The organism is Flavobacteriales bacterium (genome assembly GCA_020635395.1).
Lineage (GTDB): Bacteria > Bacteroidota > Bacteroidia > NS11-12g > UBA9320 > UBA987.
Genome location: JACJZV010000005.1, coordinates 23,200 through 45,490, shown reverse-complemented (window position 1 = coordinate 45,490; position 22,291 = coordinate 23,200). Strand labels below are relative to the sequence as shown.

General features: G+C 38.8%; 15 protein-coding genes and 1 pseudogene. 6 read left to right on the top strand and 10 right to left on the bottom strand.

Annotated features, from left to right (window positions below):
- Nucleotides 1-19: 19 nt before the first annotated feature.
- A complete protein-coding gene (gene thrS, locus H6607_12760) occupies nucleotides 20-1,978 on the bottom strand; it encodes a threonine--tRNA ligase (protein ID MCB9263237.1) in 1,959 nt (652 codons plus the stop codon).
- Nucleotides 1,979-2,002: 24 nt separating this feature from the next.
- Nucleotides 2,003-3,055 (bottom strand): tetratricopeptide repeat protein, encoded by a 1,053-nt coding sequence (locus tag H6607_12755; GenBank protein ID MCB9263236.1) that lies wholly within the window; start codon nucleotides 3,053-3,055, stop codon nucleotides 2,003-2,005.
- 54 nt (nucleotides 3,056-3,109) lie between these two features.
- Here H6607_12755 and H6607_12750 point away from each other — a divergent pair, with 54 nt between their 5' ends.
- From H6607_12750 to typA, 6 genes and pseudogenes are all read left to right on the top strand, one after another.
- Nucleotides 3,110-4,267 (top strand): homogentisate 1,2-dioxygenase, encoded by a 1,158-nt coding sequence (locus tag H6607_12750; GenBank protein ID MCB9263235.1) that lies wholly within the window; start codon nucleotides 3,110-3,112, stop codon nucleotides 4,265-4,267.
- A gap of 146 nt (nucleotides 4,268-4,413) precedes the next feature.
- Nucleotides 4,414-4,770: a hypothetical protein gene (locus H6607_12745; GenBank protein MCB9263234.1), complete on the top strand. Its 357-nt coding sequence runs from the start codon at nucleotides 4,414-4,416 to the stop codon at nucleotides 4,768-4,770.
- A 143-nt stretch (nucleotides 4,771-4,913) separates the two neighbouring features.
- Nucleotides 4,914-6,365, top strand: a pseudogene (locus H6607_12740) (IS1182 family transposase).
- A 305-nt stretch (nucleotides 6,366-6,670) separates the two neighbouring features.
- Nucleotides 6,671-8,053 (top strand): hypothetical protein, encoded by a 1,383-nt coding sequence (locus tag H6607_12735; protein MCB9263233.1) that lies wholly within the window; start codon nucleotides 6,671-6,673, stop codon nucleotides 8,051-8,053.
- 128 nt (nucleotides 8,054-8,181) lie between these two features.
- The gene (locus H6607_12730) at nucleotides 8,182-11,103 is read left to right on the top strand and encodes a carboxypeptidase regulatory-like domain-containing protein (protein MCB9263232.1); all 2,922 of its coding nucleotides are present in this window, start codon (nucleotides 8,182-8,184) and stop codon (nucleotides 11,101-11,103) included.
- A 273-nt stretch (nucleotides 11,104-11,376) separates the two neighbouring features.
- Nucleotides 11,377-13,137 (top strand): translational GTPase TypA, encoded by a 1,761-nt coding sequence (gene typA / locus H6607_12725; GenBank protein ID MCB9263231.1) that lies wholly within the window; start codon nucleotides 11,377-11,379, stop codon nucleotides 13,135-13,137.
- A 49-nt stretch (nucleotides 13,138-13,186) separates the two neighbouring features.
- Here the strand turns inward: typA and H6607_12720 are convergent, their stop codons facing one another.
- From H6607_12720 to H6607_12685, 8 genes are all read right to left on the bottom strand, one after another.
- Nucleotides 13,187-14,761 (bottom strand): hypothetical protein, encoded by a 1,575-nt coding sequence (locus tag H6607_12720; GenBank protein MCB9263230.1) that lies wholly within the window; start codon nucleotides 14,759-14,761, stop codon nucleotides 13,187-13,189.
- A gap of 13 nt (nucleotides 14,762-14,774) precedes the next feature.
- Nucleotides 14,775-16,223 (bottom strand): M48 family metalloprotease, encoded by a 1,449-nt coding sequence (locus tag H6607_12715; protein ID MCB9263229.1) that lies wholly within the window; start codon nucleotides 16,221-16,223, stop codon nucleotides 14,775-14,777.
- Nucleotides 16,224-16,361: 138 nt separating this feature from the next.
- Nucleotides 16,362-16,895 carry a hypothetical protein gene (locus H6607_12710; GenBank protein MCB9263228.1) on the bottom strand — a complete coding sequence of 178 codons (534 nt, stop codon included), beginning with the start codon at nucleotides 16,893-16,895 and terminating at the stop codon, nucleotides 16,362-16,364.
- 176 nt (nucleotides 16,896-17,071) lie between these two features.
- Nucleotides 17,072-18,829, bottom strand: a complete 1,758-nt coding sequence (locus H6607_12705; protein MCB9263227.1) for a VWA domain-containing protein — start codon at nucleotides 18,827-18,829, stop codon at nucleotides 17,072-17,074.
- Between the two features lie 4 nt (nucleotides 18,830-18,833).
- A complete protein-coding gene (locus H6607_12700; GenBank protein ID MCB9263226.1) occupies nucleotides 18,834-19,643 on the bottom strand; it encodes a CbbQ/NirQ/NorQ/GpvN family protein in 810 nt (269 codons plus the stop codon).
- Nucleotides 19,644-19,648: 5 nt separating this feature from the next.
- Complete coding sequence (locus H6607_12695; protein MCB9263225.1) at nucleotides 19,649-20,965, bottom strand: hypothetical protein; 1,317 nt, start codon at nucleotides 20,963-20,965, stop codon at nucleotides 19,649-19,651.
- Between the two features lies 1 nt (nucleotide 20,966).
- Nucleotides 20,967-21,548, bottom strand: a complete 582-nt coding sequence (locus H6607_12690) for an SCO family protein (protein MCB9263224.1) — start codon at nucleotides 21,546-21,548, stop codon at nucleotides 20,967-20,969.
- On the bottom strand, nucleotides 21,541-22,251 hold the full coding sequence (locus tag H6607_12685) for a formylglycine-generating enzyme family protein (protein ID MCB9263223.1): 711 nt from the start codon (nucleotides 22,249-22,251) through the stop codon (nucleotides 21,541-21,543). Before H6607_12685 ends, H6607_12690 begins: the two co-directional genes overlap by 8 nt.
- Nucleotides 22,252-22,291 lie beyond the last annotated feature (40 nt).

Genomic DNA, 22,291 nt, shown 5'->3' with positions numbered 1-22,291 from the left:
TAACTTTTTTCAATAAATTTTATACTTCTAAAATTGTGTTAAAAAAATTCACGAACTCATTCAAAGCCATGCTTCCTTTGTCGCCTTGTTTGTGAACTCGAACCGAAACTGCTTCATTTTCAAACTCTTGCTCGCCCACAATAAGCATAATCGGAATTTTGCTAACCTCCGAATCGCGGATTTTTTTACCTATTTTTTCGTTCCTTTCGTCAACGAAGCCGCGAATATCGTATTTATGAAGATATTTTAAAACTTTTTGGCCATAATCGTTGTATTTTTCACTTATGGGTAAAATAACAAATTGTTCAGGACTCAACCATAAAGGAAAATCTCCCGCACAGTGTTCAATCAAAATGCCTATAAACCGCTCCAATGAGCCGAATGGAGCACGATGAATCATTACCGGACGATGTTTTTGATTGTCGGCACCAATATATTCAAGTCCAAATCTTTCGGGCAAATTGTAATCTACCTGAATGGTGCCTAATTGCCATTTTCTACCAATGGCATCTTTTACCATAAAGTCGAGTTTGGGGCCATAAAAGGCTGCCTCTCCATATTCTGTAACGGTAATTAAATCACGCTCGGCGGCTGCTTCTATAATGGCTGCTTCTGCTTTCTCCCAGTTTTCATCGCTACCAATATATTTTGATTTGTCTTCTCTGTCTCTCAGTGAAATTTGTGCGGTAAAATCCTCAAAACCAAGTTTTTTAAATACGTACATTACCAAGTCGATAACTTCCACAAATTCTGATTTTATCTGATCTTGTGTACAGAAAATATGTGCATCATCTTGGGTAAATCCTCTAACGCGAGCCAATCCGTTTAATTCGCCCGATTGTTCGTAGCGATATACCGTTCCAAACTCTGCCACACGCATGGGCAAATCTTTGTAGGAATGAGGTTTAAATTTATATATCTCGCAATGATGCGGACAGTTCATAGGTTTTAGCAAAAATTCTTCGTCTTCGTTTGGTGTTTTGATGGGTTGAAACGAATCTTTACCATATTTTTCGTAATGCCCACTGGTTACATACAAATCTTTTTTGCCGATGTGTGGAGTGACCACGGGCAAATAGCCCCTCTCTACTTGTGCCTGTCGCATAAAACGCTCCAAACGCTCGCGAATGGCGGTTCCTTTTGGTAACCAAATGGGCAAACCTGCACCGACTTTTTCTGAGAAGGTAAATAATTCAAGTTCTTTTCCGAGTTTTTTGTGGTCACGTTTTTTTGCTTCTTCCAAAATGTGCAAATATTCTGTAAGCTCCGCTTGTTTTGGGAAAGAAACGGCATAAATGCGGGTAAGTTGTTTGCTTTTTTCATCGCCAAGCCAATAGGCTCCGGCCACCAACATCAGTTTTACAGCCTTTATTTTTCCGGTGCTGGGTATGTGGGGGCCTCGGCATAAATCTGTAAAATTTCCCTGCTCGTAAAAGGTAATGGTTCCATCCTCGAGGCGGTCGAGAAGATCAAGTTTATAGGGGTCTTGTTTTTCTTTGAAATAAGAAATTGCCTCAGCTTTTGAAATATCTTTTCTTATGTAGTTGTTGTCTTGGCGAGCCAATTCAAGCATTTTAGCTTCCACTTTTTCAAATTCGGAAGCCGAAAATTGGTGGTCACCAAAATCTATGTCGTAATAAAACCCGGTTTCTATTGGAGGGCCAATGCCAAGTTTTATTCCTGGGTAGAGTGCCTCGAGGGCCTCTGCCATTAAGTGTGCCGAACTGTGCCAAAAGGTTGATTTTCCGGCGGTATCATTCCACGTTAAAAGCTGCAAACTTGAGTCGGTTTGAAGCTGTCGGTCAGCATCCCATACCTCGCCATTTACCTTGGCTGCCAAAACATTTCGTGCCAATCCTTCGCTAATGCTTTTGGCCACGTCCATTGATGAACTTCCCTTTGCATACTCTCTGATGCTGCCATCGGGAAGTGTAATTTTTATGTTTTCCAATTTATATATACTTATGTTTCGAACCATACAAGCGGGTCGAAACGGTTTCTTTTATTTGCTTACTCTCTTGAGTCCTAATTTTGCTTTTTCAAAATCAGGTTCTATTTTTAAACATTTTTCATACAAGGCTTTTGCTTGCTCGTTTTGCCCTTTGGTTTCATGACACAAGCCAATCATATAATGCCCTTTGGTAAATTCGGGGGCAAATTTAACTGCAATTAAAAAATGTTCGTTGGCTCGGTCAATATTATTCAGCCAAAAATTAATATAGCCAACGTTGTAGTAGGCCAAATAATGTTGAGCATTTAGGTCGATGGTTTTTTGATAATAAACCATGGCACTGTCTAAATATGCCTTTTTTACCACTGTTCCGTTTGGCAGTAAACCTAAGTTTTGATATAAAAAACCCATGCTGTAGGCGGCCTCGTCGCTATCAGGGTTGGCCAATAGTGCGTTGTGAAAATAAGCCAATCCAATGGTATCATTTTTTGCGGCATAAAGCTGCCCTAATTGTATTAATGCTTCATGATGATAGAGGTCTATCTGCGTAACTTTTTGAAATTTTTTGATGGCTTCGGTGGTGTCTTTGTTTTCTTTCCAAATCATTCCCTGATAAAAAAGACCTTCTGCATTGGCCGAATTAACTTTTTCTAACTTTTCTAATACACTTTTGGCATTGTCAAACTGACGAACAAAATAGTAAAATCTTCCCAAGCTAAGCAAAGCTGTCTCATTTTTGCCATCCACTTCAACGGCCTTTTTGTAGCTTTCCAAAGCCTTTTTGGTTTCATTTTGAGCCATATAAACATCCGCTTCTCCAATAAGGTAATTGGCATTGTTGGGAGATAATTTTATTGCCCTTTGCATATCTAATAGAGCTAAATCAGGTCTATTATCTTTGGCAAGTTCCAAACCTCTTTTGTAGATGTATTCATCGTTTTCTGGATTTTCATTTATCATCTTGCTCCACTCTTTTACCACCAAGCTAAGCGTAGAGTCCTGAATCAAAGCATCTTCACTGTGATTTTTAAAAATACCTCCGCAGGAATACAGCGAAAAAATCGCCCAATTGATTATGAAAAATTTTACTGTGATTTTTCTCATTTTTTTAATGGGTCAAATTTCAATAATTTTGACCATTTAAAAATACAAAATACGATGCCTTTTTACCACCGTCTTGGAAACATTCCTCAAAAACGACACGTACAGTTTAGAAAACCTGATGGAAATTTATATGCCGAAGAACTTGTTGGCACGGAGGGTTTCTCTAATATTCAATCATTAGTCTATCATTGTCATCCGCCAACTTTGGTTAAACACATTGGCGAACCAATTGACAAAAGACCGAAATATGCGGTTGAAAATAATTTGAAACACCGAAGTTTTCTTACCTTCAACACAAAACCTGTGGATGATTTTATTGAAAGCCGCGTTACATTAATGGGCAATAATGATTTGCTTGTAGTGTCGGCTGCTCCACGGAAAAGTATGACCGATTATTTCTTCAAAAACTCGGATTGTGACGAAGTAATTTTTGTGCATGAGGGAACCGGAATTTTAAAAACAGTCTATGGTCAAATAAAATTTGGTTATGGAGATTATTTAATAATACCGCGTGGCACCATTTATCAAATGCACTTTGATGGCGAAAACAATCGACTTTTTATAACCGAAAGTTTTTCGCCGGTATATCCGCCAAAAAGATATTTGAATAATCAAGGTCAGTTTTTAGAGCATAGCCCATTTTGTGAGCGAGATTTGCGAGTGCCTGAAAACCTCGAAACATTCGATGAGTTTGGAGATTTTAAGGTATTGATTAAAAAATCTGGGTATATGTTTCCATACACCATGGCCACACACCCGTTTGATTTAATTGGGTGGGATGGATGCCTTTATCCGTATGCCTTTAATATTGCCGATTTTGAACCCATTACAGGAAGAGTGCATCAGCCGCCACCGGTGCATCAAAATTTTGAAGGAAGAAACTATGTAATATGTTCATTTGTTCCTCGCTTATACGATTATCATCCTGAAGCCATTCCGGCACCATACCACCACAGCAACGTGGACAGCGATGAAATTTTATATTATGTTGATGGCGATTTTATGAGCCGAAAACATGTGGAAAGAGGTATGATAACTCTACATCCGAAAGGCATTCCTCACGGGCCACATCCCGGCACTATCGAAAAAAGTATCGGACAGAAAGAAACCCGTGAGCTGGCAGTGATGATTGACCCATTTTATCCTTTGCATATTACAGAAGAGGCACTTTCTATGGAGGATAAAGGCTATTGGAAAAGCTGGGTGGAATAGGTTTTAGAACCAACTCTCGCGGCATTTTTTTTTAGTTTTAATGCTTTTTTCTTAAACAAAACAGATAAGAGTTGAAGTCGAAACTCGTTGCAAAAATTCTATCAATAATTCTGCTTCTGTTGCAGTGTCTCTATTTTATTCCTCTTTTGATAGATTTAATAAACAATCCTCCGCAGCCTGAAGAATTTTTTTTGATTGGGGTATCGGTCTTTCTTTTTGTCACTTCTTTTTTGGCATGGGCACTTTGGTTCGACCCCAGCATAATTAACCATAAAGTTTGGCTCCGATATACTTTATATGTAATTATTGTGGTGTGGGCTTTGGTCGGTATTCTTTTAACAAGTATGAACTGGTGGATATTGACTGCTGTTATTTTTGCCTTCTACCTCTGGTTCAAGTTCCTAAATAAAAACCGGATAACCGTTTATCAGAGTATTGTGGCTTATTCTATTTTAAATTTACTTCTATTATTGCTTCTATTGGGCGGTGCATATTTTCAATAAAAAATATGTTGCTAACCTGTTGTGCCTGTTGCACAACCAAACCATTCAAAGGTAAAAAAAATAGTTATAGACAAAATCGCGGAAAAATGTTCACAACACACTGTTAATCAATAAGATAAACAAATATTGACTATCTTTACACCATGCAAGGACGACAAGAGATAGAGCCAAAAATGTTCTATCAAGTAAGTTTAGAAGACTTGGTTCCCAAAGATAATTTCTATCGAAAACTTGGGGAGGCGTTAAATCTTCACTTTTTGTATAAAGCCACGGCAGGATACTATGGCACAGAAGGTCAGGAGTCGATAGACCCCGTGGTGTTCTTTAAACTACTGTTGGTGGGCTATTTAAACAACATCAACTCCGACAGAAAACTGATTGAATATTGTTCAAATTGTTTGGATGTTCGGTTGTTTTTAAAGTATGATATAGACCAATCATTGCCTTGGCACAGCACCATAAGCCGCACCCGACAGTTGTATGGCGAAGAAGTATTTTTGAGTTTGTTTCAAGAGGTATTGAGGCTTTGCATACAAAAAGGAATGGTAAAAGGCAAACGCCAAGCGGTGGATAGTGCCTTTATAAAAGCCAATGCCAGCATGGATAGTTTGATAGAAAAACAGGTAGTGGCAGATGCACCAGCATACTTAGATGAGTTGAACAAAAACTCGGACTATCAGGTAACGAGCAGCCGAAAAAAGTTGGTAGAGCGACATCACAACTGGAAAAAAGAAGCCTACAAAGGAATGCCAGGCAACAATAAAACTGTAAAAACAGACGAAAACGGCAACGACATTCGGCCTAAATATTTGAGCAATCACACACACTACAGTCCCACCGACCCCGAAGCCAAAATATCGGTAAAACCGGGCAAAGCCCGCCAATTGAATTACAGTGGCCAATTGGCAGTTGATGATGCCCACCACGTAATAACCGGAGCATGTGCCAGCACAGCAGGCAGCAAAGACAGCGAAAACCTACCCGAAATAGTAAGCCAAACCATCAAAAATCTGAAAGAAAACGACCTTACCATAGATCAATTAACGGCCGATGCGGGCTACAGCAGCGGCACAGCATTACGGTATTGCGAAGAACAAAATATAGATGCTTATATACCCAACTTTGGGTTGTATAAACCCAATAGAGAAGGTTTTAAATTTAATAAAGACCAAAATCAATACGAGTGTCAAAAGCAGGGAGGAAACCAAGCAATACTAACCTTTAAGGGTATAAAAACCGACAGTAAAGGCTACCAAAAAAAGCAATACCGCAGTTCAGAATCAAGTTGCAAGAACTGCCCCTTGCGAGAACAATGTTGTGGCAAAAGCACCAAGTTTAAAAAGATAGAAGAAAGCATAGACAAACCCTACTACGACCGTATGCACCAAAAATTAGCCCAAAATCCAGAGTATGCAAAGAAGATAAGCAAAATACGCAGCAGCACGGTAGAGCCAGTGTTGGGCACGCTTATCAACTTCTTGAACATGAAAAAAATAAACAGCCGAGGGATGAAACAAGCCAACAAGCATGTGCTGATGGCTGCCCTAACCTACAACCTCAAAAAATACCTCAACTTTAGCCGTAAAAAAGTACAAGGCAATGTGCAAGCAATGGAGCAAACGTCAAATCTTCTTAAAATCAAGTTATTAGAAGCATTTTCATGCATTTTGGGCGGTTCATTTTTTTGTATAACGAAACCCTGCCGTTTAAATTAGAGTGCCTTAAATGGCACTATTTCCTTTTGTTTTTTTCTTGATTTTTAAGCATTTTTTCTTTTTTCAAGAGTTGTGCAACAGCTACTGTTGTTAACTCATTCTCCGATTTACAGTAAGTTTAATCATACTTAACATTCACTTAATACTTTAAGCTGTGTTTTGCAGCCGTAAAAAGTATTTAAGAAATGATTAAATTAAAATTTAGCTTATTCGCAATTGTAGCATTGTTTGTAAGTAGCTCTATGTTTACTTCTTGTGGTCCTGATAAAGGAGATGATACTCCAATATTCACGCCTGACACAGAATTTACAACCTCAGAGATTAAAGATGATGCAGGTGTAGTTTTAGAAACCATTATTACTATTAAAGACAACGGAAAAGGAATTGGTACAATGACTTTGACCAACGATAAAACTTGGGTTTTGAATGGTCTTGTGTTTGTAAACGAAGGCCAAACATTGACAATCAATCCTGGAACTGTTATTAAAGGAAAATCTGGTCAAGGTGAAAATGCTTCTGCTCTTATTGTGGCAAGAGGTGCAAAAATTATGGCCGAAGGTACTGCCGCTGAACCAATTATTTTTACTTCTGAAGCAGATAAATTGGATGGTTCTATGGCTCCATCAACTCGCGGATTGTGGGGTGGACTTATTGTGCTTGGAAAAGCCGGGTTAAATAGTACACCAGGTTATTCTTCTATCGAAGGTATCCCAACTTCTGAAACCAGAGGCGTGTATGGTGGTAGTGACGATGCAGACAACTCAGGTGTGTTGAGATACATTTCTATCAGACATGGTGGAACGGATATTGGTGCAGGAAACGAAATCAACGGTTTGTCTTTGGGCGGTGTTGGTAGCGGTACTATTGTTGACCACATTGAAGTAGTTGGTAATGCCGATGATGCGGTTGAATTGTTTGGTGGAACAGTAAATATAAAATATATGGCTCTTGCTTACTGTGGTGATGACAACATTGACTACGATGAAGGTTGGAGGGGCAAAGCACAATTTATTTTTGTTCAACAAGATCCATCACTAGTGGGTGATAGAGGTGGTGAGCACGATGGTGGAACTGATCCTGAAGATGGAACTCCTTATGCCTTGCCGGTTTTCTCAAACTGCACATACATTGGTCATGGAAACAGCCGAGCTGTAACTTTTAGAGATAATGCCGGTGGTGAATATCACAATTCAATCTTCGTAAACTGGAAACATGGTATTGACATTGAAGACCTTGATGGTGACGGAGAAGACAGCAAAAAACGTTTGGATGCAGGTCAATTGAAAGTAGTTGACAACATCTTCCACATGGTTGAAGGTAGTGATTTGACAAAAATTATCCTTTCTTCTAAAGGAGATAACCTTGAAGGTGGTGCAAACACTTCAGGAAACAAAATTGCTAATCCAGGTTTAACAGCTGGCGTTCCTTCTGGCGATGTGAGCGGTGCAAGCGATTTGTCTGCCGACCCATTCTTTACAAAAACTACTTATAAAGGTGCTTTTGAACCAGGAAAAGATGCTTGGATTAAAGGCTGGACAGAGATTGATGCTCTTGGTCTAGTAAAATAAGATCGTAAATAAACAGATAATAGTTGAACTACTGTTGAAATAAGTTTTAACAATAACCACCGTGTCATTAGGCACGGTGGTTTAATTGTTTTAAAAAGCAAAAAATTAAAAGGAATACAATTTTTAGAATGAAACAATTTTTTATCACAATCAGCATTATCGCTGCCCTTTTTTCGGGAGCATTTGCACAAAACCAAAAAGGTACATTGCAAGGTACTTTGATTGACGACTATGGCGAACCGGTTTACAATGCCTACATAAAAGTAGCCGGAACCCAAACAGGAACCATTTCGGACTTTGATGGTAGATATTCGTTTGGCCTAGAACCCGGCATTTATACCATCGAAATATCACACATTACTTTTGAGCAGTTGACGTTTGAAAACGTAAAAATTGAAGCCGGAAAAATTACCATCCAAAATGCAACTATGTCAAGCGGTTCAGGATTGCTTTTGAAAGGTGCGGAAGTTTCTGTAAAAAGAAAATTGGCCGAAAGCAAAGAGGAGGTTATCAATATGCAAATAAGAGCCGACCGAGCCATAAGTATTATTGGCAACGAACAAATGACGCAACAACAATCGACAAATGCAGCGGATGCCGTTGGTCGTGTAACCGGTGTTTCAGTAGAAGGTGGCCGATACGTTTCTGTGCGTGGTTTGGGCGATAGATACAGCAAAACCACTTTAAATGCATGCGAAGTGCCAAGTCTTGACCCCGACAGAAACTCAGTTCAAATGGATTTGTTTCCTAGCAACATGATTAGCAATATGCAGGTAAACAAAAGTTATTTGCCAGAGCTTCCCGGAGATTTTTCGGGTGGTTTGATAGACATTACTACCAAAGAATTTCCTGATTCATTTTTTATGAATTTCAGCCTCTCGCTTGGTGGCAACAGTCAGGCATTTTTTAATCCAAACTTCATTACGTACAATGGTAGTAAAACCGATTTTTTGGGTTTTGATAATGGCAAACGCGAAATGCCGGATATGGCTGCAAACACCGAAGTGCCAAACATAGTTCCTGTTCCGGGAGCCGATAACAGTCAACTGGAAGCACTATCAAAGAGTTTTGGAACTGATAATAACATACATACCAAAAACGGCGGTATAAACCAAAGTTACGCCTACAACATTGGTGGAACGTTTGGCGGTAAGAAGGTAACAGGTTCTAAACCTTGGGGTTACCTATTGGGTGCAAGCTACAGAAGAAATTACAGTTTTTACGACAACGGCAGCGTAGGCAGATTCAATGCGGTATCATCCACGGAGCTCAATCCACAATATTTGTTGAACGACAAGAGTTCGTCTGATCAAGTTATTACCGGGCTATACGGAAACTTGAGTTATAGTATTAAAAAATATAATCCAATTGGTTTAAGAAAACTAAGCCTTACCACAATGAGAAATCAAAGTGGAGAAGTTGGAACAAGAATTTTGGCAGGAATGTGGGCGGAAGATGCTCCGGTTAATTCCAACGCCATTTTTGTTTCGAACACGTTGCAGTATTTGCAACGAACGCTTACAAACACACAACTAAAAGGAGAGCATAGTTTTACAAGAGCGGATCAATCATTAAAACCTACTCGAATCGATTGGATTTCGTCAGCCACTATTTCGCAACAAAATGAACCCGATTTGCGATTTTTTGCCTACGATTACACCGTTTCTTCTACCAATGATACAATGTATCGAATCAACAAGGCGGCATACAACGCACCTTCTCGATACTACAGAAAAATGGATGAAACCAACTGGGATAATAAAATTTTCTTAACCATTCCGTTGGCCGATAGATTTGATAAAAAACGAGAATTTAAAACCGGTGTTTCGTATTTGCACAAAATGAGAACTTTTAGAGAAACACGTTTTGACTATTTTGAAACGAACGATTTCGATGGAAATATTAACGCATTTTTTGCACCGGAAAACATGAACATTGCCTCTTATCCGTCAACAAATGCAAATCAATATACGTTCATAAAAGGAAATCCTGCCGGAAATAAAAAGAATAGTTATGATGGTTGGCAAAATGTAATGGCCGCTTTTGCTCAAATAAACACCGCCCTAAGTCAAAAGTGGGTTTTTACAGGGGGTGCCAGAGTGGAGACTACAGATATTTTGGTTCGTTCACTTTTAGAAAGCCAAAAAGCAGGAAAATTGAACAATATCGACGTTTTACCGGGCATTAATCTTATTTACAATTTTGTGAACAGAATAGATACTTCAACCTATTCCGACCGAAAAATGGGTAACATACGTTTTGGATATTCACAAACCTTGGCACGTCCAACGTTTAGGGAGTTAGTTCCTTTCCCTTCGTTTTTCTTCACAGGCGATTATGTACTTATTGGTAATCCAAACTTGAGAAGAACTAAAATTCAAAATTTTGATATTCGATATGAGTTAGTTCCATCAAGAGGGAAAACATTCTCGCTTTCCGGTTTCTATAAAATGTTTGATGCACCCATCGAAAAAACACAAAACCCTACGGCAGGCAATACCGAAATTACCTTTAGCAATGTGGGAAATGCAACACTGTATGGTTTAGAAATGGAGTGGTTGCAAAATTTAGCTTTTGTTAATCCAAGATTAGAAATAATCGAGTGGGGCTTCAACGGTTCGCTTATAAAAAGCATCGTTACCATTGATAGTTTTGAGTATACTGTAAGAAAAGAAATTGACGAAACGGCATCGCCAACTCGACCGATGTATGGCCAATCTCCTTATATTTTTAACACCTATTTCAACATCAGAAATAAAGTGAACAAAGATTCGAGCGATTTTACGGCCAACATTAGCTTTAATATTTTCGGAAAACGTTTGGCTTTGGTAAGTCAAGGAGATTTGCCGGATGTTTACGAAATGCCTCGACCTTCATTGGATGTAAACCTTTTCAAGAAAATTGGCTCAAAATCACAAGTGGTTGTATCGGTAAAAAACATCTTAAATCCTCAAGTGAAATTTGTACATAACTATGCCAGAACTGATTATATCTACTCTGGCAGCACCCAAGGCATCCGCTGGAGTATTGGCTACAAACACACTTTATAATTAGTAAATTTTGTATTCCTAATAAGGGCTTCTGTCGGTTTCGGCAGAGGCCTTTTTGTGGCTAATACGATTCTGCCAACGGCAAAAAAGCACCACATGGCAGCTACATCTATGAAATAGACGGCAGAACCATCGACCAAAAAATCTATTACAAAACGGGTTGGGTAGAGTTGGTGAGGTAGAACAGTTCAAAGTAGGAGTCAAAAAAACTAAATATTTTAACACCTAATTCCTTATTAAAAAGGATATTTTCGCGGCCTCAAAAAAGACTGCATGCAATCTATTAGAAACATTGCCATTATTGCCCACGTTGACCACGGAAAAACAACCTTAGTTGATAAAATTATTCAAGCCAGTAAATTGTTGGATGACCGAAAAGAAACTGGAGAATTAATCTTGGATAACAACGACTTGGAACGGGAGAGAGGCATTACCATCCTTTCTAAAAATGTTTCTGTTAACTATAAAGGAGTAAAAATTAATATCATTGATACTCCCGGTCACAGTGATTTTGGCGGCGAGGTAGAGCGTGTGCTAAAAATGGCCGATGGTGTGCTGTTGTTGGTAGATGCCTTTGAAGGCCCCATGCCTCAAACACGTTTTGTTCTCAGCAAAGCTATTGAGTTGGGGTTGAAGCCAATTGTTGTAATTAATAAAGTTGATAAGCAAAACTGCCGACCAGAAGAGGTGCAACACGATGTATTTGAGTTGATGTTTAACTTGGATGCCACCGAAGACCAGTTGGATTTTGAAACCCTTTATGGAAGCTCCAAACATGGCTGGATGAATTTTGACTACAAACAACCCACCGACGATATTTGGCCATTGATGGATACTATTTTAAAGGTAATTCCAGAGGCTCCTTATCGCGAGGGCTCTCCACAAATGCAAATTACTTCATTGGATTTTTCGCCATTTAAAGGTCGTATTGCCATTGGTCGTGTGTTTAGAGGCGATTTGAATGTGGGCAAAGATTACATGCTTTGCAAAAGAGATGGTGTTACCAAAAAAGTGAGAATAAAAGAATTAGACGTGTTTGAAGGTTTGGGCAAAGTCCCTACCGAATCGGTGAGAAGTGGCGATATCTGTGCCATTGTCGGTTTGGATGATTTCGAAATCGGCGATACACTTGCCGATATAGAAAACCCCGAAGCCTTGCCAAGAATTAAAGTGGACGAACCAACAATGAGTATGCTTTTTACCATCAACACCTCTCCTTTTTTTGGAAAAGAAGGCAAGTTTGTTACCTCACGCCATTTGCGTGATCGATTGGAAAAAGAAACAGAAAAGAACCTTGCCTTGCGTATTCAATATACTGACTCTGAAGACAAATTTGTGGTGCATGGTCGTGGCATCTTGCATCTTTCTGTTTTGATAGAAACCATGCGAAGAGAAGGGTATGAATTGCAAGTGGGAAAACCACAGGTTATAACCAAAGAGGTTGATGGTGAAACATTAGAACCCTACGAAACTCTTGTGATTGATGTGCCAGAGGACTATGCAGGGAAAGCTATCGAATTGGTTACCATGCGAAAAGGGGAACTACAAGTAATGGAGCCAAAAGGCGACTTACAACATTTGGAGTTTGACATTCCGTCGAGAGGGATTATTGGATTAAGAAACAACGTGCTGACCGCAACGGCAGGAGAGGCAATTATGACCCACCGTTTAAGGGGATATGATGCCATTAAAGGAGATATTCCTACCAGACTAAAAGGCTCGTTGGTAAGCATGGAGCAAGGTCAGGTATTGGCTTATGCCATTGACAGGGTGCAAGACAGAGGAAGATTTTTTGTAGAACCCGGCGAACAAATCTATAAAGGTCAGGTTGTGGGTGAGCATACCCGAAACAACGACTTGGATTTGAATCTAATTAAGGGTAAAAAATTGACGAACATCAGAGCGTCTGGTACTGATGAGGCTGCGAAGATATTTCCGAAGGTTCAGTTCTCTTTGGAAGAGGCTATGGAGTATATCAAAGAGGATGAGTATTTGGAAGTAACTCCGCAAAGTTTGCGAATGCGAAAAATATAGAAATAAAAAAGGCCGGTTTTGCCGGCCTTTTTTTATGCAATACTAAATTTTAGTAATTCAGAGGTTCAAGTCTAAAAGAGGCTTTTTTCTCCTTTTTGTAATATTCCGAAATCAAAACGTATCCTGGTTTGGCAGCCATAAAAGCAATGGAACTCGCCTCTGTAGAAAGTTCAATTTTATCTTCGCTATATTCTTCTTGTCCTTGCACATAATGTACAAAATGAACAACCGCTTGTTTTTTTAGTTTACCCTTCACTTTTTCAATGTCTGTATAGGCAAAACTTACCAATGAAGCGTCTTCATTGTTTTGAGTGAAACAATAATCGAACATACCTACCGATTTTAGCAAACGAGCCAGCAAATGTTGACTTACTGTTCCGTAACCCTGTGGCAATACGTCAGTTCTCGCTTTTTTGTCGTGTATGTGTACTTTTGAAAGTTCATAGTCGGGAGAAATTTCTAAAACCACCATATTGCCAAACTTAATTTCCATTGTACTGGCATTGGTACTCACGTTGCTGCTGGAGGCCGCCAAAACATTCATGGCCACTCCGGCTGCACTCACTTGTTTGCGGTATTGCTCGCCAATGGCGTATATTCTGCCATCTGCGGTTTGAACCACGTTGTGAAAGAATACATAATACTTGCTCAATTCTTTTTTCTGCTCAGAACTTACCAAATCTGCCACATCTCGCGACCAAGAAATAAAGTTTTCAGAAATTTCTTCGCCCGTAGGGGAAATTACTTTAATGAAAACACCTTTGCTGTCGCTTTTCATTGCTTTGTCTTCAATATCAAAATATTCTCCCAATACAATGATTTCGTCTTTTTTCTGATTGTAAACTGCATTGATGGCCAGCATGTTATACTTTTTATTTACCAGCGGAATGTCAAAATCTTTTTCGCCTTCAGTATTCAAACCCATCAAGTCGAATGAATAATTTTTGGTGGTAATATTTTTTGCTTTGGCTACTGCAATCCAAATTTGGTCCTTGCTGCTGCCCAAAAAACTGCCGGTTTCTACCTTGCTGGTTGGCACGTGGTCGTATGTCCAAACAATTTTTCCGCTGTTGTTCAAACCTTGAACCGAAAAGGTGTATTTTTTTGTTTTTACGTTGTAAATATCTACAAATAACTTGTCGTTAATGGCCTGCAAATTGGTGTTTTCAAGCTCATTTGTCACAGCCGTAAGATAAGTCATTTGCTCAGTTTTGTCGGGTTCGCGGGTTTCTTTGCTGCTCACTTTTCCGGCTTCGTCAATGGTGCGGTATGAAACCGTTTTTGACTTAGAGTCATAAAATTTAAAAAGGATGTTTTTTCCGTTGTATGAAGCCTCCAATAAAAATGCTGATTTGCTGTCTGTCATTTTGCTGGATGATTTTTCTACCAAGTTTTCGTCCAACACAACAATTTCATACGCATTTTCTTTTTTGCTTATTTTCTCCGAAAAATAGAAAAAATAATACCCCTTAATGATGTTGCCATCCATTATGGTTCCGGAATTTCGGATGCCTACACGCCCAACATTTTCAATGTTATACTCCTGAGCCAGAGCAGGCATAGTCATGATTAGTGCAAAACCCAGTATCAGGTTTTTTAAAAATAGTAATTTGACCGTTTTCATATATCGATTGTAATTATAAAATTAGATACTTAATGGTGTTATATCTTTCTGGCACTTGGTTATAAAAGTTCTCCAAATATTTGTCTCGCCATATTTTGAGTTGGCCTTCATCTTTCAAACAATAGGCAAGTAATGCTGCCGAATAAATAGAAATCTCATCATCGAATTTTTCATAATATTTTGATTCAGCATAGGCATTCAAATTTTCGATCAAGGCTTTAAAACGCATTCCGTATAGCATATTTGAAAGCTGCTTTTGTGCCAAACTCATGGAGTCGTTGGGGTAGGAGCAAACCGTGCCGATTCTATGCTTTGTGCGGGCGTATGCAAAAGAGGCTATGATATAATTCTCCATTTTTTGCAGATAAAGGTTACTGTCGCCATGTTTCATCATATTCCAACATTCTAAAAGTGCCAAATCAAGTCTGTCAAATTGCAGATAGCAGTGAATTTTGAAATATTTCATCTCCTTTTTAAAATGACTAAAATTGTCATCGGCCGTGGTGCTGGGTATTTGGTTGTCAAATTTTCTATCAGATTTAAGCCTTCTGGCCAAAATATTAAACCGCTCCTCGCAGTCGGGATGTGTTTTTAGCGAATCCAAATCTATCCAAGAGCCTTCTTTTTTCGATTCACTTAGTATAGTGTTTTGGTCAATTCCCATACTATCGGCTCCTAATTTTTCAAAAACATCGATGTCGTATTTTTTCTTTTTATTTAGATTTTCGAGTATTTGAATGGTGTTTAAGGCTTCTTCGGGTTTATAGTGGGTGTTTAAATAAAGTACCAACCCTAATGAATCGGCCTGTTTTTCGTTTGCTCTTATGTGATTGTTGGTTTCATACAAAAATGTTTTTAGCAAATCTTTGAACTTGGTAAGCTTGTAATATTCCGAATTGTTTATGTTTTTTAATCTTGCTTCAATTTCTTCCGATTCCTGTTTTTGCAACACTTCTACAAACATTTTTTCGGAGTGTTTCAATAAAAAATGGGCAAATTCATGGCATATAACAAAGGCAAGCTGATCCTCATTTTCAAGCACCGAAATCAATCCCGGATTTATAACAATGGTGCCTTCCCCTACACTAAATGCATTGGGCCAAAAATAACTGCTCAAAACCACCTGGGTTCGGTTTAGCATGGCAAACTGGGCATTGTTGCTGGTTATGGTGTATGCAATGTTTGTTAAGTAGTTTTCCCAATCGGTCGAAAAAAAGATGTGGTCGTTCATGGCCATGTTATACACCATGTCTTTTTTGGCATTGTAGAGCCGTTTTAAATCTTTTTTGTATTCCGATGAGTTGATGCCAAGTTTTAGCTCTTTAACGGTTTCTTTTTCAAAATACAAAAACTCGGTCTTTGCATATTCCCCAACAGAAGGCACACTAAACTCACTTTGTCCAGAAACCTGCTGAAAACAGTAGGTGAGTAGCAATAGGATTAGCACATTTTTAACATTCATGAACAGCTCCAAATCTCTTATTCTGACAAATATATGAATAATCTAAAAGCTGAAAAGAAATATTTGAATTTATTGAACGACTCTACGAAGCCATTAGAAATCTTAGACTTGGGTTAAATAATCTTTATGAGGAGAAATCTATTTAAACAACTTTGCATCCACAAAGAAGATAGAGTTTACATCAATATATACGTCGTTGGTTATCACTTTGTCGGTAACCGTGTTTAGTCTCAAATTAAATTTATCTTTTTTGATATATTCTTTAAGATCGTTTTCAGTGGTTTCGAGCACTAAGTTGTTGCCCATGCCATCGGGTATATCATCTTTCCATGCCACTTTAATTTCATTAAGTCCATCGGCCGAAATATAAATGGCAATGGATTTAAGAAAATCGAAGTTTTGCCCATCAGGCGAGGTAATTAATAAATCAAGATGCTTTAGTTTTATTTCTTCAATCAAGTCCTTTCGGGTGTCATTTACCTCAAAAGTGCTTTCCGAATTGCTCTCCACATCAGGTGTTAAAATATCGAAAGGCAAATTGATGCCGGAGGCCGATTTTACTATGGCCGTGGTTTTGTATTCCATGTCAAATTGGGTGAATTTGTCGGCTACCTTGCAGCCTCCCAACAGATAAACAATGCTGATAAAAAACAATAATTTATAAAATTTCATTTTTCAGTAAGTATAATATGAGTGGCAAAAATAAGTTTATCTGTTCATTTTGTCGATGGTTAGGCCTCCAAATGGAAATCTGAGGGATATAAGCTACCCCAAAAATGCGACATAGTTTATTTTTGATATACGCTTTGTGACATTCGTTTTTGATTTCAAAGTTGGGAATAATACAATTACACCCTTATTTTTTCATACAGCCTTACCATGGCATTTACCAACTGGTTGGCAGAAGAGAGTATCTGAAAGTGATTAACGCCAAACATTTGTGGTAAGTAGAATTTTGCGTTGGCTTCGATGGCCAGAGCATAGTGTTGAATATGGTTAAAATTAAGTTCATGCAAAGCCTTCCTAATATCTTCAATGCCGTATTTGCCTTCATATCTATCAAAATCATTTGGTTTACCGTCGGAGAGCAAAATCATCCACTTTTTCTGATTTTCTCGGGCCTGCAGCAGTTGGTTGCAATGCCTAATGGCAGCACCTATTCTAGTGTAGCCGGTAGGTTCTAAATAGCTAAAGTTTGCCACCGATTTTTTCCATGGGTCGTCAAAATCTTTTACAATGATAAAATTGGAGTGGTTGTGCGTTTTCGAATTGAAGCCATATACCGCAAAGTCAACAGATTGTTCGTGCAATATTTCTCCAAATAAGATAGAAACCTGACGTTCTACATCAATAATGCGGTTGTTGTCGGCATAGCTATCAGCAGACATGCTCATATCAATTAATAAAGCAATGGAAAGTGATTTTTCTTTTTTTCTATCCGAAACATAGATTTTGTCTGAGGGGTCTTTTTTTCCGAACGTATCAACAAAATAGTCAGTTACGGCATCGGTATCAAACTGGCTGCCATCTTGCAATCTTCTTTGCAGCCTTCGCTTGTTGTTTACAGCGGCCAACATTTTTCTCAAACCCGTTAGCGTTTTTTGCTGTTCAGAAAGGGTTTTTGCATAAAAACTCTGGTCTGCACCCATCAGCTTGCTGATGTATATTTTGCAAAAGTCAGGTTTATATTCTTTCGATTTGTAGTCCCATTCAGGGTATGAAAGCACCGTTTCGTTGCTTTGTGTATTATCGCCTTCGGCAATAGACACATTCTCTCTAAAATCACTTTGGTATATGCTTTTGTTTTGTTCATCTGTTCTTACCACATACCGCATACTCAGCTCATTTATAGCATCGGCATGGTCTTCCAAATCATCTTCTCCGTCAAAATCTCGCCACGAACCGCTAAACTCATCTGCCGTTTCTACCTTTTCAAAATTGTGGTTTAAAACGTAGTCTTCTTGTGCTTTTTTATCTATTTCAATGGCTTTAATTTCTTCAACAGGCTTGGATTTAATTATTGTTTTAATTTCTTCAGAAAGAGCCTGAGCCAACGGATTATTTTTTTCATGGTTTGTTTTTGGGTTTTTTATGGTGTTTGGGGAGTTGTACATCCATTTGCCATAAAACCAAAACAATTCGGGTGTTTGCGATTGGTTTTGAAGTATAAATTGGTTTAACAAACCTTGGTAAATGCTGTAAACGTTTGGAAAATCTGTTTCCATTTTTTCCAAAATCGGTTTGGCATTTTGTTCGGTTTGCTTTTCGGTAATTTCCTCATTTTCTGTTGGTTTCATTAAGTTTAATTGGAGTTGGTATTGAATAGAAAGAAAGAAAATACGGAAAAAATAAAACTGCACGTTTTGATCAACAGAAGAAAAAAGGTTGATTTTTTCGGGAAGAAAGAAATCATCATTTTTATATCCACCTTCTCTTTCTGCCGGATAAATTTCTATGGGGCTACCGGTTAATGCCCTCGCAATAAAAAGCAATCGTGGTTGAATATCAGAAAGGTAAACAATGTGCGGGTTGGAATCTTCTTTCTTCTTTTTTCGCTTTTGAAGCAGTTTAACAATTTTGGAATACAAAATTTCATCCAGCTCCATTTTCTCAAATCATTAAGTCGCAAAGATCATTGAGAGCCGTAAGCGACTCTTTGTCGTCTGTAAGGGCTTGGGCAATGGCACATTTCACCGAGAGCCGTTTTGGCAACCCGCTCTGTATCAGTTTGGCGGCGTTTACCAGCAACCGCGTCGAGGCTGTTTCGGTCAATCCCATTTCGTGCAAATTGCGTATTTTGTTGGCAAGGGCAACTATTTTAGTGGCCGTGCTTTGGTCTATTGCGGTTTCTTTTTGAATTATTTCCGATTCCACATCTGGCAAAGGGTAGTCAAACCAAAGCGAGACAAAACGTTGCCGAGTTGATGGTTTTAGCTCTTTATATCCTTTTTGATAACCCGGATTGAAGGATGCCACCAACATAAACTGGGGGTGGGCATCAATGCTCTCCCCCAGTTTGTCAATAAACAACTGTCGTCGGTGGTCGGTAAGCGAGTGTATGGCAACCATAACATCGGGTCTGGCTTCGGCCACCTCGTCCAAATACAGAATATATCCTTTTTTTACGGCTTGAGTCATTGGTCCATCTACCCAAAGCGTTTCGCTGCCTTTAATAATATATCTTCCAATCAAATCGGTTGACGATGTTTCTTCATGGCAGCTCACCGTTATTAATGTAGTATTCAATTGGTGAGACATGTATTCGATGAGGCGAGTTTTGCCACTGCCGGTGGGGCCTTTAAGCAACACAGGCAGTTTGTTTTGCCAGGCGTGTTCAAACACCACAGTTTCTTTTCCAATTACTTTATAGTAAGGGGCATTTGCTGCATCTGCACCGTCTTTTATTTGATTTGGGTTCATTCCTTTTAAAAGTTTAAACCGGTAAATCGTTTAGGATTGTTTGGTCGGAAAAGCACCGCCACATAAGCCCAATTTTGTGTTGCTTTTGAGTTGGCTACTTTTTGAAGAGAATCTATTGCTTTGGTGTTAAAAAACTGCGAATAACCAATCTGTAAGGAAACAGTTTTGTTTATTATTCGTCCATACGTAAGGTCAAACTCTTCTCCCAAAGCCGATTCGTAGCCGGGCGAAACGCCGTTTAACAGCGGTTTTTGGTTTGTGCTAAAATAGTGGCTATTTAAAGAAATAAAGTGTTTGCTGCTGGGCTGATATTTAATTCTCAAAAAATAATCGTTCAACCCAAGTTGGTTCTCGTTTCTTCCGCCTACATAAAAAAGATCCATGTATCCGTTGTGCATGTGGTTGGTTCCGTAAAAAGGACTAAAAGCATTATTACGCGTAGCCGACGGGGCAAGGTCCTTGTTTCCCGACATCATTTCTGCACCCAATGTTAATTGTAAAAACTCTTTTTTGGTTTCCGACAATTCTTTTTTGTATGAAATACTAATCGAGGCATCGTAAGCTCCAATGGTTCTATTAATTACATCTTTTCCAGATTGGGAGTAAAAAAATCCGGAAAGGGTGGTTTTTTTTATCTGGTATGAAAGGTTAGAAATACCCAACGTTTGAGAGTATAATGTTACCTTATTAATGGGGTTTCCCAAGCTGTCTTTTGGCGAGGCAGCAAGTCCATTATTCCAAAAAATAAGTGAGTAGGAAAGTCCTTTAAACTTATTTTGATAATGCACAAATTGAGCTTCTTTAAAATTGTTGGTTTGATAAGTACTTCTTGTAAGTGTTTGATTGTCGGCACTATATCCGCCACCAAAGTGCAATTTTCTATCCTTTTTTTCGCATTTAAAAAGTAAGAAATCGTGTGAACGAGCCTGAACAGCCCAGTCAAGGTTTCCTAAAAACCGAGCGTTGTCGTAGGCCAACTCTTGTCTTCCGGCTTTGGCCACCATATTTTTTGCAACCGGAAACTCCACATAGCCTTCATATAGCGATAAAAAATTATCAGACAATTTGGTGCTTGGGGTGGCACCCCATGTGCGTATATCTTGAACGGACATATAAAATTTAACACTATCCATTTTGTATGTTGTTTCTAACCGCAACCGATGAGCAACAAAAACTGCCGGGGCAGTATGTAGGCTCATTATTTTGTTATAGCCGTTTCGATACTCTCCTCGTTGCAAGCTTTGTGCGTTAAAGGTAAACTGAGCATTGGCCATAAATTGTAGGCATAGAAAGGTAAGCAGAAAATATATTTTACGTTTCATACTATTTTGTTTTTAAAGTGTTGATAATTGTGTTAACCGTGTTTTCATTATTTACACCCAGTCCTTCCTGTTGATGAACCAGATTTCCTCCCCGATCAAAAACACTGATAATATTGGAATGTGAAAAATCCTTCGGGGAAATTTGTTTGTATTTTACAGCCAAAACATTGGCAAATTCTTGTGTAGAAACAATGTTGCTCCTTAAAAAAACCCAATGAGGGTCGCTCATTTGGTTGGTAGATGCAAATTCTTTGAGGCGTTCGGGAGTGTCGGTTTCGGGGTCGATACTTACTAAAATTAGCTTTACCCCATCTAAATATTTCTCAGGTATTTTTGACTCTATATCCCGCATATCGGCCACCAAGCGAGGGCAGGCCGATTGGCAAGAGGTATAAATCATTACCACCACCAAAACTTCGCCCTTGTAGTTTGTCAATTTTACCGTCTCACCATTTTGGTTTTGCCATTCTGATTGCAAGTTAAAAATGGATTCTTCGGTTATGGAGTTTGGGTTTTCGCTGTTTTTTGACGTGCAACCCACAAACAGCAGTATGAGTGCAGATATAACAAGGTATTTATTCATTTTCTTTATTTTTAATGTCTTTTGCACATCTAAATCCCAAGTTTTGAATGCAGTAATTGGCTTTTAAACTTCCCCTAAAAGCATATCGCATAAATGCGGCATAGTTCATTAGGTCGGAAGCACCCAACGAGGCACTGCCGCAAAACAAATTCCGGTCGGTGGCACCATCTTTTCTCGACTCTCCGCTCATCAATACCGAATTAAAATCTTGTATCCATTCCCAAACCAATCCGTGCATATCGTAAATCTCCCATTTGTTTTGAGCATTTTGTGCCACCTCATTGCCAAAAGTTCGGGGTTTTTCATACCATGCCAGTATTGCTTCGTTGTATGATTTGTTTATACGGGCATCGTAGTTTGTTTCATCGGCCATACCCACATATTCCCATTCATCTATGTTGGGCAATCTTTTTCCGACAGATGTTGCATAGGCTTCGGCAGCATACCAACTGATGTTGGTAACCGGAGCATTGGGGTGAATATTGGCAGGAAATGATGTGTCAGAATCCCAAGTTTTTAGATAGTTTCCGTCTGCAAAAATCTTTTTTACTGCCGATCTTCTCCACTGTGGATTTGCCATAACGAATTTTTTATACTGCATATTGGTAACGGGGTGTTCATCCAGTAAAAAATCATGTACAATTATGTCTGCCGAATCTTTGCCATACAAGGGTTTATAACTTCCTCCGGTAATGTGTTTCATTTTTACAGAGTCATCAATAAACACAGAGGGTGTAGATACA